Source organism: Actinoplanes sp. NBRC 101535 (genome assembly GCF_030269225.1).
GTDB lineage: Bacteria > Actinomycetota > Actinomycetes > Mycobacteriales > Micromonosporaceae > Actinoplanes > Actinoplanes rectilineatus.
This window is the reverse complement of the sequence record NZ_BSSY01000015.1, coordinates 156,630-171,483: the sequence shown is the minus strand read 5'-3', so window position 1 is coordinate 171,483 and position 14,854 is coordinate 156,630. Positions and strand designations below refer to the sequence as shown.

At 72.1% G+C, this 14,854-nt stretch carries 9 protein-coding genes; 5 read left to right on the top strand and 4 right to left on the bottom strand.

Annotated elements, in window-relative coordinates:
* Positions 1-8 precede the first annotated feature (8 nt).
* Positions 9-368: an STAS domain-containing protein gene (locus QSK32_RS33395; protein WP_083449606.1), complete on the top strand. Its 360-nt coding sequence runs from the start codon at positions 9-11 to the stop codon at positions 366-368.
* A 10-nt stretch (positions 369-378) separates the two neighbouring features.
* On the top strand, positions 379-1,176 hold the full coding sequence (gene yaaA / locus QSK32_RS33390; protein WP_285474094.1) for a peroxide stress protein YaaA: 798 nt from the start codon (positions 379-381) through the stop codon (positions 1,174-1,176).
* Here yaaA and QSK32_RS33385 read toward each other — a convergent pair whose 3' ends face one another.
* Positions 1,177-1,698 carry an FKBP-type peptidyl-prolyl cis-trans isomerase gene (locus QSK32_RS33385; RefSeq protein ID WP_052721137.1) on the bottom strand — a complete coding sequence of 174 codons (522 nt, stop codon included), beginning with the start codon at positions 1,696-1,698 and terminating at the stop codon, positions 1,177-1,179.
* A gap of 156 nt (positions 1,699-1,854) precedes the next feature.
* Here QSK32_RS33385 and QSK32_RS33380 point away from each other — a divergent pair, with 156 nt between their 5' ends.
* From QSK32_RS33380 to QSK32_RS33370, 3 genes are all read left to right on the top strand, one after another.
* On the top strand, positions 1,855-2,694 hold the full coding sequence (locus QSK32_RS33380) for a hypothetical protein (protein WP_285474093.1): 840 nt from the start codon (positions 1,855-1,857) through the stop codon (positions 2,692-2,694).
* A 33-nt stretch (positions 2,695-2,727) separates the two neighbouring features.
* Positions 2,728-7,866, top strand: a complete 5,139-nt coding sequence (locus QSK32_RS33375; RefSeq protein WP_285474092.1) for an MMPL family transporter — start codon at positions 2,728-2,730, stop codon at positions 7,864-7,866.
* 331 nt (positions 7,867-8,197) lie between these two features.
* The gene (locus QSK32_RS33370) at positions 8,198-9,592 is read left to right on the top strand and encodes an SDR family NAD(P)-dependent oxidoreductase (protein WP_045747250.1); all 1,395 of its coding nucleotides are present in this window, start codon (positions 8,198-8,200) and stop codon (positions 9,590-9,592) included.
* Positions 9,593-9,657: 65 nt separating this feature from the next.
* On the opposite strand, the gene QSK32_RS33365 is transcribed toward QSK32_RS33370, so the two are convergent.
* The 3 genes from QSK32_RS33365 to QSK32_RS33355 all read right to left on the bottom strand — a co-directional run bounded on the left by QSK32_RS33365 (position 9,658) and on the right by QSK32_RS33355 (position 14,651).
* Entirely contained in the window at positions 9,658-10,416 is a 759-nt protein-coding gene (locus QSK32_RS33365) for a hypothetical protein (protein ID WP_285474091.1), read from the bottom strand.
* A 283-nt stretch (positions 10,417-10,699) separates the two neighbouring features.
* On the bottom strand, positions 10,700-11,488 hold the full coding sequence (locus QSK32_RS33360; RefSeq protein ID WP_285474090.1) for an SWIM zinc finger family protein: 789 nt from the start codon (positions 11,486-11,488) through the stop codon (positions 10,700-10,702).
* On the bottom strand, positions 11,481-14,651 hold the full coding sequence (locus tag QSK32_RS33355) for an SNF2-related protein (RefSeq protein WP_285474089.1): 3,171 nt from the start codon (positions 14,649-14,651) through the stop codon (positions 11,481-11,483). Before QSK32_RS33355 ends, QSK32_RS33360 begins: the two co-directional genes overlap by 8 nt.
* Positions 14,652-14,854: the final 203 nt, after the last annotated feature.

Sequence of the window (14,854 nt, the reverse complement as noted above, 5' to 3'; positions counted from 1 at the left end):
GGTCCCCCATGTTGAATGTTTCGATTGCTGATAACCCCGGATCACCCGCCGTGGTCCTGACCGTGCAGGGCAACCTCGACCTGGACACCGCGCCGCTGCTGGCCGACCGGATCGAGGAAGCCCTGGCCCGGCCCGAGCCACGGGTGGTCGTCGACCTCGCCGGCGTCGACTTCTGCGACTCGATCGGGCTCAGCACGTTCGTGATCGGCCACAACCGGGCCAAGTGGGCCGGCGGCTGGCTGCGGATCGCCGGGCCCGGCGAGTTCCTGGAACGCCTGCTCGACACGGTGGGCCTGACCCAGCGTCTCGGGATCTACCCCAGCGTGGCGGACGCCCTCGCCGATCGTCAGGACGGCCACGCGGGCTAATGTCGCCCGCGTGCTGATCCTGCTTCCCCCGTCCGAGGGCAAGACCCCGGCCGTGTCCGGCGACCCCGCCGACCCGGCCGGGCTCCGGCTGCCCGAACTCGCCGCCGCCCGCACCCGGGTGCTCCAGCGTCTGGTCGCCCTCTGCGGGCGCAGCAGCGAACGGTCGATCACCGACTCGCTGAGGGTGCTCGGGTTGAGCGAGGGGCAGCGCGGGGAGATCGCCCGCAACGCGGGACTGCTGACGGCACCGGCCGCCCCGGCGGCGGAGATCTACACCGGGGTGCTGTACGACGCGCTGGGTGCGGACACCCTGGCGGCGCCGGAACGGGAGTGGCTGGACCGGACCGCCCTCGTCTTCTCCGGCCTGTGGGGCGTGGTCGGGCTCGGTGACCGGATCCCGGCGTACCGGTGCGCGATCGGCGTGACGCTGCCCGCTCCGGTCGGCGGGCTCACCGCGTACTGGAAGAAGAACCTGACCGTGGCTCTGAAGAATGCCACCGAGGGGCGGACCGTGCTCGACCTGCGGTCCGGCGCCTACGCGGCGGTCTGGACGCCGGGGCCGGACGCCGCCGCCCTGCGGGTGCTGCACGAGCGGGTGGTCGACGGCGTGCCGAAACGGTCGGTGGTGAGCCACTTCAACAAGGCCACCAAGGGCCGTCTGGTGCGGGCCCTCGCCACCGAACGCGTCACCGCGACCGGCGTCGACGAGTTGGTCACCGCGCTGCGGGACCTGAAGTTCACGGTCGAGGAACGCCCCGGACCGGCCACCAGGCCCCGCCAGCTCGACGTGGTCGTCACCGACCTGTAGCTATTTGGCGTCCAGGATGTCGACGACGAACCGCAGGTCGCCGCGCTCCGGGCCGTAGGCGAGATCGGCCGGCACGTCCATCTGGATCCGGCTGCCCACCTTCTGCCCGGGAATGCCCTGGTCCCAGCCCTTGATCAGCGAGCCGACGCCGATCTGGCTGGTGAACGGCTCGCCCCGGCTCCACGACGAGTCCATCATCTCGCCGGACGTGTACGACACCAGCTTGTAGTTGAACGTCACGGTCTGCCCGCTCTGCACGACCGGGCCCGCCCCCGCGACGATCTCCGTGATGCCCAGCGCGGTGAGCGGCGCCCCGTCACCCTTGGTGACCTCGGGCTCCTTCTGGAGTTCGGGCGAGAGGGTGGCGGCGGTGCTCTCCGGGGCTGCGGTCGCGCCCTTGTCATCACCGGACCGCACCATGACGAAGACGACGACCGCCACCACGAGGATCAGGACCGCGGCGGCGAGACCCGCCAGCGCCGGACCCCGGCGCGTGTTCGTCGAGGCGTTCTTGTCGGGCATCGCGGTCCCCTTGGGCTCGGAACGGACGGAAAGCAACAGCCCGGACACCGTACTAGTCATCGCCACCGATGTGGCGGGGAACATCCCTCTCTTCACCACCGGACCGGCAGGATGAGATCGTTTACGGCCCTTCCCCGTCCGATCCTGGAGGCGTCCGTGCCTGATCGCCCGCCCACCGGCCGCGCCGCCCGCCGCCGTACCCGGCACGAGGTGCAGGCAGTGCCGATGGACGGTGGACGGCGCCCCTGGCGTGATCACGCCGCGACCGGCGCGGTGATCCTGGTGGGCATCATCGCCGTGGTCTCCTTCGGTCTCGTGGTCCTCGACACCAGCCGGCCGAACCCGCCACCGCCGGCCGGGCCGCCGGTCGACGGACTCGCCGCCACCCCCGGCCCGCAGATCCCGATCCCGCTCGGCAGCGCCTCGGTGGCACCGTCGTTCGTCTCCATCGACTCGGTCTCCATCGAGCGGTCCGCGGTGCCGGAGGCCGTCGACCTGACCGAGGAGGGCGTCGCCGACTGGGTGCACTGGGGCGAGCAGGGCCGGTACGCGATGGACCGCAACGCCGCCGGCGGCTTCGCCATCCTGGAGGGCACCCCCGGCACCGCCCGGGAACGGCACACCCTGAGCCCGGAGAGGTTCAGCTGGACCGGCGGGAAGCCGCTGGCCGCGGCGACCGGGGTGACCAGCGGCGCCCGGGTCTGCGGCGCCGGTCAGGGCTTCACGCTGTCCGCCCCGGCCGGCAGCGGCATCAGCATCCTGCGGCTGTACGTCGGGCTGGCCGCCGCCGAGGGCGAACTGCGCCTGAAACTGTCCACCGGGGGTGAGACGGTGACCGATTCCTGGGAGCATCGGGGCACGGGGCTGAAGACCGCGGCCTACACGGTTCACTACAGCGCGACCCGCCCTGGCAAGATCTCCGTCGAATGGATCACCCGGCAGTCCTTCGACGAGGATTGCGGTGGTGTCGCCCTGCAGGCTGCGACTCTGAGCTGACCTGCGGGAGAAGCATGACTGCGGGAGGTTGCGGTGTTCGCGGGCTGGGGATCACGAGTCACCCGACGTCGGTGGCCGGTACTGATCGTCGCGCTGGTCGCGGTGCTCGGCGCCGGTGTCTGGGGCTTCGGGGTGTTCGGGCAGCTCACCGAGGGCGGTTACAACGACCCGGGAAGTGAGTCGTCGCGGGCCGCCGACGTGGCCGCCACGGCGGCCGGTGGGCAGGGCGGTGACGTCATCGCCATCTACCGCCCGGACCAGGGCGGCATCGACGACGCGGCGCTCGCCGAGCGGATCACCGCACGGCTCGCGGCACTGCCCGCCGACGCGGTCAGCGCCAAGGTGTCGTACTGGGAGACGAAATCCGCGGCGTTCGCCGCCGCGGACAAGTCGAGCGCGGTCGCCATGATCACGCTGGTCGGCGAGAACGACGCGGACAAGCTGGCCGCGTACGCCGGGATCGAGGACGACTTCACGGTCCCCGGCGCGAGCGTCGAACTGGCCGGCGGCATCCCGCTCGCCCACGCCTCGACGTCACGGTCCACCGACGACCTGGTCTTCGCCGAGATGATCTCGCTGCCGATCGTGCTGGTGCTGCTGCTGGTCATCTTCGGTTCGCTGGTCGCCGCGTCCCTGCCCGTCGTGGTCGGCGGCGCCGCGGTCCTCGGCTCCCTCGGGGTGCTGCACGCGGTCGCCCTCACCCACGAGGTCAACTCGTTCGCGGTCAACGTGGCCAGCCTGCTCGGCCTGGGCATGGCCATCGACTACGGCCTCTTCATGGTCGGCCGGTTCCGTGAGGAGCAGGCCAAGCACGACACCGCGGAGGCGGTCCGCCGGACCGTGGCGACCGCCGGGCGTACCGTGCTCTTCTCCGCCACCCTGCTGATGACCGCCCTGGCCGGCCTGCTGCTGTTCCCGCAGGGCTTCCTCAAGTCGCTCGCCTACGGCGGTCTCGCGGCCGTCTTCCTGGCGATGCTGCTGTCCCTGACGCTGCTCCCGGCGCTGCTCGCGATCCTCGGCCCGCGCGTCGACAAGCTGCCGGTCCGGCTGCCGTTCACCGGCAACGGCGGCGGCACCGGCTGGGAACGCCTCTCCGGGGCCGTGCTGCGCCGCCCGCTGCTCGTGGCCGCGCCGATCCTGATCGGACTCGTCCTGCTCGCCCTGCCGATCACCGGCGTCCGCTTCGGCGAGGTCGACGAACGTACCCTGCCGGCCGGCGACCCGTCCCGCATCGCCATCGAGACGCTCAAGGCCGACTACCCGCAGTTCAGCGCCGACGGTGTGCAGGTGGTGGTGCGTACCGCCGACGGCAGCGAACCGGACGTGACCACGCTGACGCAGGCCGCCGGTGCCGTGCCGGGTGTCGCCGCGGTGACCCCGTCCGGTCAGGGCCCGGGCGTCGTGGTGCTGACCGCCGCGCTCACCGACGGCGACTCGTTCAGCGACGCCTCCCGCCAGGTCGTCACGGACCTGCGCGCCCTCACCCCACCCGCGAACGCCGAGATCCTGGTCGGCGGCACCACCGCCCGCAACGTCGACAGCCTGGAGGCCATCGCCGGCAAACTGCCCCTGATGATCGGCCTGCTGGCCGGCGCCACCCTGATCCTGATGTTCCTGGCCTTCGGCTCGATCCTGCTGCCGATCAAGGCGGTGGTGATGAGCGGCCTCAGCCTCACCGCCACCTTCGGCCTGCTCGTCGCGATCTTCCAGGACGGCCACGGCGCCGGGCTGCTCGACGTCACTCCCGCACCGCTGGAAGCGGGCATCGTGGTCCTGATGGCCGCCGTCGTCTTCGGCCTCTCCACCGACTACGAGGTGTTCCTGCTCTCCCGGATGGTCGAGGCCCGGCTCAAGGGCGCCACCAGCCGCGAGGCCGTCACCGCCGGCCTGGCCAGCACCGGCCGCGTGATCACCGCGGCGGCGCTGCTCCTGATCGTGGTCACCGGCGCGTTCGCCCTCTCCACCGTCACCACGATGCGCTTCGTCGGCGTCGGCATGATCATCGCGCTGGTCCTGGACGCCACGGTCGTCCGGATGCTGCTGGTCCCCGCGGTACTCGCCCTCTTCGGCGACGCGGCCTGGTGGGCGCCGGGGCCGCTGCGGCGCCTTCAGGAGCGTGCGGGCCTGGCGGAACACGCCGGCGAGGAGGACGACGACGAGCCCACCGGGCGGCATTCCCTCCTTCCGGGTACGCCTCCGTCAGCTCCCGAAGGTCCCCCCACCCCGAGCCCCGCGGCGACGACGGCGGCGCCGGCCGCTCCCGCCCCGCCCGCCGGCCCGGTTCCCACGGCTCCTCCCGTCCCGTCCGACACCGCGATCGTTCCCGACGACCCGGCGGTCGCCGTCCCCGACGAACCTGCGGCCGCCGTCCCCGACGAACCGGACGTCGCTGTTCCCGAGGATCCCGCCGCCACCGTCACCACCCTCGTGGCGCCCATCTCGCCGGTTCCGACCCACCCGTCACCCCTGACCCGGAGCCGGGCGACACGAACCGATCCCGCCCAGCCCGCAGCGGCCTACCAGGATCCGGCCGTCACCCAGCTCAACCTGACCCGGGACGACGAGACGTCGATGAAGCGCTACGAGGCGCTCCGCGACCTGGACAACCCCGGCAACGAGACACCGGCGAAGCCGTCCGAGGCGCTCGGCGAGGTCGAACACCCCGACGACAAGCCCACCGCTGCGGAGAAGCCCTCCAAGCCGGAGAGACTCTCCAAGCCGGAGAAGCCGTCCGAGGAGTCGGCGACCCACGCCGAGGCGCTCGGCGAGTCCGGCCGCCCGGCCGAGAAGGCAGACTCCGGCCGCCCGGCCGAGAAGGCACCGGACGAGCCGGACGACTCAGACGCGAAGAGCGACCCGAAGCCTCCCGCGCTGACCGGCACGATCGCCGATCCCACCCAGTACCTCACCGTCCTGGCCCTGCCCGCAGGCTCCTCGCCCGCATCGGACGCGGACGTCAACAGAACGGCCATCCTGGACTACGAGACGGTCCTCGACTTCCTCGCCGAGAAGGAGTCCTCCCACGAGGCCACCCGTCTGGTGGAGGCAGCCGGCCGTCAGGACGCCCTCTCCGGCCGCAAGGACACTCCCCCCGACAGCACCGAGCCCCGGGCCACCCCCGACGCCGGCACCTCGCCCGGCACCGCCGAGGCTCTTCCCGGCACCACCGAGGCTCTTACCGGCGGCACCGCCGAGACCGTCCCTGATGCGATCAGGACCGACGAGGCCGAGACCGACGTCGAGGTTGACGTCCTGGACGTGCCCGTGCCGGAGGCGACCACCGACCCCGGTCCGGACGCGACGACAGTCCTGCCGGTGTTCGCCGCCGCCGAGGTCCAGGTAGCCATCTCCGCCGAACCGGTACCCACCTGGTCCGCCCTGATGGAAGACCTGTCGGTCCCCCGCGCCGAGCCCACCGGCACAGAACCCGAACCAGACGAGCCCACCTCTCAGGATTCCCCAGCCCCGGAACCTCAGCCCGAGGAACCGCAGGCCGAAGAGACCCTGCACGAGGAACCGCAGGCCGAAGAACCGCAGGCCGAAGAGACCCTGCACGAGGAACCGCAGGCCGAAGAACCGCAGGCCGAAGAGACCCTGCACGAGGAACCGCAGGCCCCGGAGCAGGTGCCCCAGGAATCCGATTCTTCGGAAGCGCCCCAACCGGCCGGAAGCGACGACATCTGGGCCGAGGTGGATGCCACCCTGGCCGCCGGCGCCGCGGCGATCGAGGCAGAACCCGAACCCGAGACCCCCGAAGCCGAGGAGTCCGAGCCGAAGCCCGAGGAACCAGCCGCCGAAAAGCCGGAGCTGGCGACCGAACTCGAGGAACCCGCGCAGCATGAGTCCATCCAGGACCTTCCCGAGACGGTCCTCGCCGAGCCGTCCGAATCCGCGGCGAATGAGACGGCTGAGGCTGAGACGGCTGAGGTCGTTGAGGCAGTCGAGGCAGTCGAGGCAGTTGAGGTTGTTGAGACAGCTGAGGCAGCCGACGTAGCCGAGGTAGCCGAATCGGACGAGGTAGCCGAATCGGACGCGGACGAAGAGTCCACGCCTGCCGAAACGACGGACGAGGTTGCGGCGTCCCCATCTGTGGAGGCCGACGAGCCTGCGGCATCTCCGCCTGCGGAGCTGAAGGAAGCTGCCACCCCGACAGCCGTTGAGGCGGTCGAGGACGTAGCCGTTGATGTCTCTGATGATGTCGCTAGTAATGATGCGGGCACCCGCGAGGCTGCCCCGGATCCGTTCGCGTGGCGGGCGGATCCCCGGCTGGCGGATCTCACTTCGGGGGCGGGTTCGTTCGACTGGTTGTCGCAGCGCAAGCCGGAGGCGGAACTTCCCTACCCGCCCAGCGCACCCCGGCCCGCAACACTCGACGACTGGCTGATCCGCACCCAGAGCGGCGACGACGGGCCGAACGCCGCCACCGGTTCGACCGCCGCGGGTTCGACCGCCACCGGTTCGACCGTCAGCACACCCGAGACGCCCACCACACCCGAGACTCCCGCCGCGCCCGAGACACCCGCCACATCCGAGGCGCCCGCCGCGCCCGAGACACCCGCCGCTCCCCAGCGGGCCACGCCCCCTCAGCCGGCCACGACCCCTCAGGCGGCTACCACGCCCGAAACGCCCGTGCCGATCGCGGGCACCGCGAGTGAGCGGCAGCGGCGGCCGCACACTCTTGACGAGTGGCTGTCGGGTGGGTCCTCGCCGATCGAGCCGGTTTCTCCCGCTACGGACCGTCCGGCGACCCTGGGCGACCTCTCGACCGGACGAAGCACCGAGCCCAGCACCACGGAACGACGCCCCGTCGAAGCCGAGAACATCGTGACCGGGACCGCCGCGAACCAGGGTGTCGAGGGTCAGGATCCCGCGGGTCGGGGTTCCGGTGTGACGGGGGGCCGCAGGGCGGCCGGCACGCCGGCGCGGCGGCCGCGGACGCTGGAGGATGCCGAGCCCCGGCGGAAGAAGGACGCCGAGTCCCGCAGGACGCGGGGCGAGACGCACGAGGGCGGACGTCACGCCGGCCCTCCGGCGTCCACCAGTGGCGCGGGCGATCACTCGTACCCCGAGAGGAGCCGGCGCCCGGCATCGCTGGCCGACCACCCGGGCACGAAGCGCACCCCGCGCAAGAAGGACGACGAGCCGGACCACAGCCCCGACGCGGGGAAGTGACGGGTCCGCGTTCCGGGGGAAAATCACCTCCCGCAGGCGTGACCGGCATCCTTGCGGGATGATGCCCGGCGGCCGATAGGACCGCCGGGTCAGTACAGTGCCTCCGGTGGGAACAGAGGGCCCCGCGGTGGGATCAGACAAGGACGTGGGAATGACCGGCAGTGTCGCTGCGGGCGTGGAGCCGGGTGTGGAACAGCGCTTGGGACGGGGTGGGGGACCGAGCTCGGACCGAAGCGCCGGGCAGGGCGCGGCATCGGGTGCCGGGCCGGGCGCGGAGCACGGGCCGGAACGGACTCCGGACCTGGATGTGACGCTGGGCGCCGAAACGGACATGGTCCCCGGCATCGAGCCGGAACGGCTCGCGGCCTGCCTCGCGGTGATCGCCGAGGCGGAGGGTCTGCCGCCGGAGCACCCGGACGCGGTCGCGGTGCGGCGGGCGACCGCCAGCCTGTTCAAGACGGTGAAGGTGCAGCGGCGCAAGGACCGGCGGCAGGCGATGCTGGCGCACGACGACGCGGTGACCGCGTCGACCGCGACCGGCGCGCCGGGACGGATCGACGACGAGACCGCCGGCATCCCGTTGAAGAGCACCGTGCGCGGCGCGTCGGCGGGTGTGCTCAAGCAGGCGCGCGGGTGCTACGTGTGCAAGCAGCGGTTCACCGTGGTGGACGCGTTCTACCACCAGTTGTGTCCGCGGTGCGCCGAGCTGAACCATGCGCGGCGGGACGCGCGCACCGACCTCACCGGCCGGACCGCGCTGCTCACCGGCGGGCGGGCGAAGATCGGCATGTACATCGCGTTGCGGCTGCTCCGCGACGGGGCCGATCTGACGATCACGACGCGGTTCCCGCATGACGCGGTCCGGCGGTTCACGGCGATGCCGGACAGCGGTGACTGGATGCACCGGCTGCGGGTGGTCGGCCTCGACCTGCGGGATCCGGCCCAGGTGGTGGGTCTGGCCGAATCGGTGGCGGCGCGCGGGCCGTTGGACATCCTGGTGAACAACGCGGCGCAGACGGTACGCCGGACCGCCGGCTCCTACGCGGCGATCGCGGCGGCCGAGGCCGAGTCGCTGCCGTCCGGTCCGCTGCCCGAGCTGGAGTATTTCGGGACTGCCGGTTCGTCGCCGGCGGCCGCGCTGACGTCGGGTGTGACCACGTTGACGCCGCAGCAGATCACCGAGATGGCGCTGACCGCGCGGTCGGTGGCGATCGACGCGGGTGGCCTGGTGCCGGACACGACGTCAACGAACAGCTGGAGCGACCGGGTGCACGAGGTCGACCCCCTCGAACTGCTCGAGGTGCAGCTGTGCAACGTGACCGCGCCGTTCATCCTGGTCAGCCGTCTGCGTACGGCGATGACCGCGTCCTCGTTCCCCCGGCGGTACGTGGTGAACGTGTCCGCGATGGAGGGGATCTTCGCCCGTGGGTACAAGGGTGCCGGGCATCCGCACACGAACATGGCGAAGGCCGCGCTGAACATGCTGACCCGCACCAGTGCGGAGGACATGTTCGCCGACGGGATCCTGATGACGAGCGTGGACACCGGCTGGATCACCGACGAGCGCCCGCATCCGACGAAGATGCGCCTGCACGAGGAGGGGTTCCACGCGCCGCTGGACCTGGTGGACGGGGCGGCCCGGGTGTACGACCCGATCGTCCGCGGTGAGCGGGGCGAGGACGTCTACGGGTGTTTCCTGAAGGATTACGCGCCGGTCGCCTGGTAGGACGACGGTGACACGGCGAGGGCCGCGCCGGAGTGATCCGGTGCGGCCCTCGTCAGTCCGCGATCTCAGAAGCCGCCGCCGAGCACGGAGATGCTGACGCTGCCTTTCGGCTTGTCCCAGTTGCCGGGTCCACCGGGTCCGCCCTTCGGGCCGTCCCAGTTACCCGGCCCGCCGGGGCCGCCAGGACCACCGGGTCCCCCGGGTCCGCCGGGGCCACCCTTCGGACCGTCCCAGTTACCCGGTCCGCCAGGTCCGCCGGGGCCCCCCTTCGGACCGTCCCAGTTACCCGGTCCGCCGGGACCGCCAGGACCACCGGGTCCACCAGGTCCGCCAGGGCCACCCTTCGGACCGTCCCAGTTACCCGGTCCGCCGGGACCACCGGGGCCGTCCCAGTTGCCCGGCCCGTTCCGGAACGGGTGCTTGTAGGGACCACCGATGTGGTAGACCCCGACCACCCAGTCCGGGCGCTCCGGCCAGTCACCCGGCCAGCCGCCCCGCCAGTCCCGCCACCGCCAGTTGTCCTGCTCGACCTCGAGCACAGTCACCCAGCCGTATCCGGGAACCCGGGCGTTGTAGCACCGGTAGTCGTCCCAGGCGCCCCGCCGCTCGCCGATCCAGCCGGCCCGCTGGCAGCGGCGCTCGGACCGGAAGTAGCCGACCACGTAGTCGTCGTCGTAGGGTCCCTGGACCTGAGCGGTGCTGCTGCTCCCGCCGAGGGTGCTCGTGGTGGCCGCCGGAGCCGCCTGAGCCGGTCCGATTCCCATCATCGCGCCCGCGGCCACACTCATGCCCGTGAGCGCCACCATGCGCGTCACATCATTCATTGCCAACACCTTTTTCGACCACATTTGCTTGACTCCCTCAGCCCATCACGGGCGATAGCAGAAATCAGGCGTTTGCCGAAACCGGGCCGTTCGGACGATCCTTTCCGTGGCCGTGCGGACATATTCCGGCCGATCATGTTTCAAGCGCGTGGAACCTCTTTCGCAGCTCTCCACAGGCACTTGCCAGGCACACGGTGGCCACCGCGTCACCACGGGGACACTTATATGCGAAATGCAGAATCCGTGTTTAACGCGCCATGACCGGGAAATACGAGATTCCGAATCAGTCGGGTAACGCGAGATATGCCTCGCGCAGAACCTCGTTCACTGGACGCCCTTCATGGGTGAGCCCGGGCGGATCCAACTGATCCAGCAATGCATCCGGGCGGGCGCCGGCCGGCGGCTCCACCGGGTCCTCCGGGCGGACCTCTCCCCAGAAGGCGTCCGGATCAGCCGGGTCGACGAGCGGACGCTCCACCCGGCGAGGATCCGACGCCGTTGCCGTTGCCGACGCCGAGGTCGAGGTCGAGGCCGAGGCCGAGGTCATCGAGTCCACCGCCGCCGACTCCCGCAGCCGCCGCAACCGCATCAGCAGCTCGTCACGCTGGCGCCCCCGCCAGGTGAAGACCTCGAACGGATCACTCTCGAACGTACGAGCCAGGGCGTAACACATGGCCGCCAGATGGATACACGGCATCGGCCACCGCTCGCACGTACAGTCCATCGCCACCTCGTCGAGCGACAGCGGCAACAGCCCGAGACCGGCTTCGGCGAACACCGCCTCGATCCCGGCCGGCATCCGCCCGTCGAGCAGGTCCGCCACGAACCGGGCCTCCGCGACCAGGGCCTTCTCCACCCGGGACCAGTCGGCCGCGCCGAACGAGCGCACCGCGATCCGGGACCGGAACGCCACCGGGTCGTCGGGGCCGCGGACCAGCGCGACGGCCAGGCTCCCGGACACGGTCAGACTGCGGACGTGCCCGGCGCGTTCGTCGCGGCGGCCCCGGGCGAACGTGGGCCCCATCCGCAGCGACTCGAACATGCCCAGGAAGGCGAGTGGCAGGTCAGTCAACGATCGCCTCCGGGGCCAGCGTGACCAGGTCACGCAGTTCGGTGGTGGACAGCCCGGTGAGCCAGCCCTCACCGTTGCCGACCACCCGTTCGGCGAGCACGCCCTTGTCGGCGATCAGCCGGTCGATGCGTTCCTCCAGGGTGCCCAGGCAGACCAGCGTGTGGACGTGCACGTCACGCCGCTGGCCGATACGGAAGGCCCGGTCGGAGGCCTGGGTCTCGGTGGCCGGGTTCCACCAGCGGTCGACGTGCACCACATGGTTGGCCGCGGTCAGGTTGATCCCGGTGCCGCCGGCTTTCAGCGACAGCACGAACACGCCCGGCCGGGTGGCCTGCTGGAACTCGCTGACCATGGTGTCGCGGGCGCCGCGCGGGGTGCCGCCGTGCAGGTACCGCACCGGCACGTTGAACCGCGCCGCCAGATGCGGTTGCAGCATCGCGCCGAACGTGGCGAACTGGGTGAAGCACAGCACGCTCTCCCCCGCGGCCAGCGCGTGATCGACGATCTCCTCGAGCCGTTCCACCTTGCCGGACCGGCCGGGCAGCGCCGAATTGTCCTTGAGCAGCAGCGCCGGGTGCACGCACGCCTGTTTCAGCTTGGTCATCGCGGCCAGTACCAGGCCCTTGCGGCGGGTCTCGCCGGGCTCCTCGAGGTGCAGCAGCAGTTCGTCGAGGACCGCCTTGTAGAGGCTGACCTGCTCGGTGGTCATCCCGCACAGGTGGCGGACGTGCCGTTTCGCGGGCAGGTCACCGGCGATCCCCGGGTCGGCCTTGGTGCGCCGCAGCAGGAACGGCCGGGTCGCCTGGCGCAGGCGGGCGGCCGCGTCCTCCTCGGCGTGGCGTTCGATCGGCACGGCGAACCGTGCCCGGAACGTGTGCGCCGAGGCCAGCACACCGGGGTTGAGGAAGTCGAGGATCGACCAGAGTTCGGCCAGCCGGTTCTCCACCGGGGTGCCGGTCAGCGCGATCCGGTTACGGGCCGGCAACCGCCGCACCGCCCGAGCCGCCTGCCCGGCGCTGTTCTTGATGTGCTGGGCCTCGTCGAGCACCACCCGGTCCCAGTCGATCGCGGCCAGGGCGTCGATGTCGCTGACCGCCGTGGCGTACGTGGTCAGCACCACGTCGGCGCCGGCCGCCAGCGAGGCCGGGTCGTCGCGCCCGGCGCCGTGCAGCACCCGCACCCGCAGCGAGGGGGCGAAACGTTCCGCCTCACGCTGCCAGTTGCCGAGCACCGACAGCGGACAGATCAGCAGCGCCGGACCGGCCCGATGATGCAGCAGCAGCGCCAGGAGCTGCACCGTCTTACCCAGCCCCATGTCGTCGGCGAGGCAGGCCCCCAGACCCAGGGCGTCCATGAAGGCGAGCCAGGAGAAACCCCTTCTCTGGTACGCCCGGAGCACCGTCCCCAGACCCTCCGGCTGGTCGAGCAGCTCGAGCCGGGAGTCGAGGCGCCCGGAGAGCAGGTCGGCCAGCCAGCCCTCGCCCCGGGCGTCGGTCACCGGCAGCGGCAGCTCCTCGGGCGGCAGCAGCCGCGTCACCTTGAGCGCGTCGCCGGCCGTCATCGTCCCGCCGCCGCGCGCCAGGAACCGCAGGCCGGCCGCGAGCCGGCCGGCGTCCAGGAACACCCAGCGCCCGCGCAGCCGGACCAGCGGCACCTTGGCCCGGGCCAGGTCGGTCAGCTCGTCGGCGGTGAGCGTGCGGCCGCCGAGTGCCAGCCCCCACCGGTAGTCGACGATCTCCCGCAACCCGACCGCCTGGTCCCGCAGCACCGTGGCGACCGGCTCGCGGCCCCGCACGTCGAGCGACAGGCCGAGCCCGGGACGGCGCTGCCACCATGCGGGCAGCAACACGCCGTAGCCCGCCTCGGCGAGCACCCCGGCGTGGCTGAGGAACCGGTGGGCGCCCTCGGTGTCGAGCAGCATCTCGGCCGGGCGCGCCTCACGCAGCGCCTCGGCCAGGCCGGGGAACAGACGGGCGGCCCGGCCCAGCCCGGCGAGCAGCCGCTCCTGCGGATGGTCGGTCCACCGGCTCAGCGGCGAGTAGTGGTCGCTCCAGACCTCGGCGGCCGACACCAGCACACTGGGCTCGTCGGTGGCCTGGAGCAGGAACTCGAGACGCCACGCGTCCTCCGGCAGCGGCACCTCGTCGGGCATCACCGGCTCGTGCTCGCGCGGATCGGACAGCCGGAAACAGACCCGCACCCCGGCCCCGCGGGCGGCCTGCTCGTGCCAGCCGTCGAGCCGCCGGATCAGCTCGTCGAGCAGCGCGGGCGCGGCCGCGAACGCGGGCTCGCCGGTGAGCGCGGCCAGCCATCCGTACCCGGCCAGCTCCACGCCCGCCTCGGCCAGCCGGGTCCGCACCAGGCCGTCGACGAGCAGTTCCAGCGCGCTCCCGGCCAGGTCGGCGGCCGCCACGGTGGGGTCACCGGCCCGGCACGCGGGCGGCATCCGCTCGATCAGGGCGGCCTGCCGGGCGGTGTCGCCACCGATCAGAACCGGTCGCCAGTAGGCCACCGGCCGCGCGCCGTCGGCCCGCACCAGCGGCAGTACCCGCCCCCGCCGCACCAGCGACGCGGCGAACGCGCACAGCTCGACGAGCCAGGCCGCCGACGGCGCGACCCGCCCCTCGAACTCGGCGGTCACGTCGGCGTCGAGGAACGGCACCGCCACCACCGGCACCCGCCAGGTGCGCGCCCGCGGACGGCCCTGCCGCGGGGGCAGTCCCAGCTGCGGCGAGGCCAGCGGACCGGTACTGGTGGACGGCAGCATCACGGTGACGCCGTCGCGTACCTCCCCGGCCGGCAACTCCCCCGCGGCGACCGCGAACGGATGCCAGGGCGCATACCCCCGCCGCGGCCGCTGCACCGCGGACGAGACCCCACCGGCCGACCTGCCCGGCTGCCCGGCCACGCCAGGCCCACCGGACGTGGCCGCAGGCGCGCCCTCGCGGGACGGGTCCTCGCGGGACGGATCATCGCGGGACGGATCATCGCGGGACGGATCGCCGCGCGACGGATCATCGCGCGACGGGTCGCCGCGCGACGGATCATCGCGCGACGGGATCGTGGGGGCGCCGCCGTCGGACTCGGCCCAGAGAAGCAGGGAACCGTCGCGGGCGACCAGGCCGTGCAGGACACGGACGCCGGTGGCGAGCATCGTGCTCATGCGGGGACCCCGATCGTCCCGGGCCACACCGTCCGGGAACGACCGCTCTCCGGCGGCGTCGTCATCCTCATCAGCACGCCGACGACTCTAGACACGTTTCGCGGTCAGCGTCCCCGTGGTGACTTGGGGCACGCAGCCCGCCCGAATTCACCACACCACCACGGGTGTGGTGACTTCGGGCGCCCAGCACGCCCGTAATCACC

What these genes read in the sequence shown, in the direction of transcription:
- QSK32_RS33395 (WP_083449606.1), top strand. Translation starts at nt 9, where the DNA reads ATGTTGAATGTTTCGATTGCTGATAACCCCGGATCACCCGCCGTGGTC.
- QSK32_RS33385 (WP_052721137.1), bottom strand. Translation starts at nt 1,698, where the DNA reads ATGCCCGACAAGAACGCCTCGACGAACACGCGCCGGGGTCCGGCGCTG.
- QSK32_RS33370 (WP_045747250.1), top strand. Translation starts at nt 8,198, where the DNA reads ATGGTCCCCGGCATCGAGCCGGAACGGCTCGCGGCCTGCCTCGCGGTG.
- QSK32_RS33365 (WP_285474091.1), bottom strand. Translation starts at nt 10,416, where the DNA reads ATGAATGATGTGACGCGCATGGTGGCGCTCACGGGCATGAGTGTGGCC.
- QSK32_RS33355 (WP_285474089.1), bottom strand. Translation starts at nt 14,651, where the DNA reads ATGAGCACGATGCTCGCCACCGGCGTCCGTGTCCTGCACGGCCTGGTC.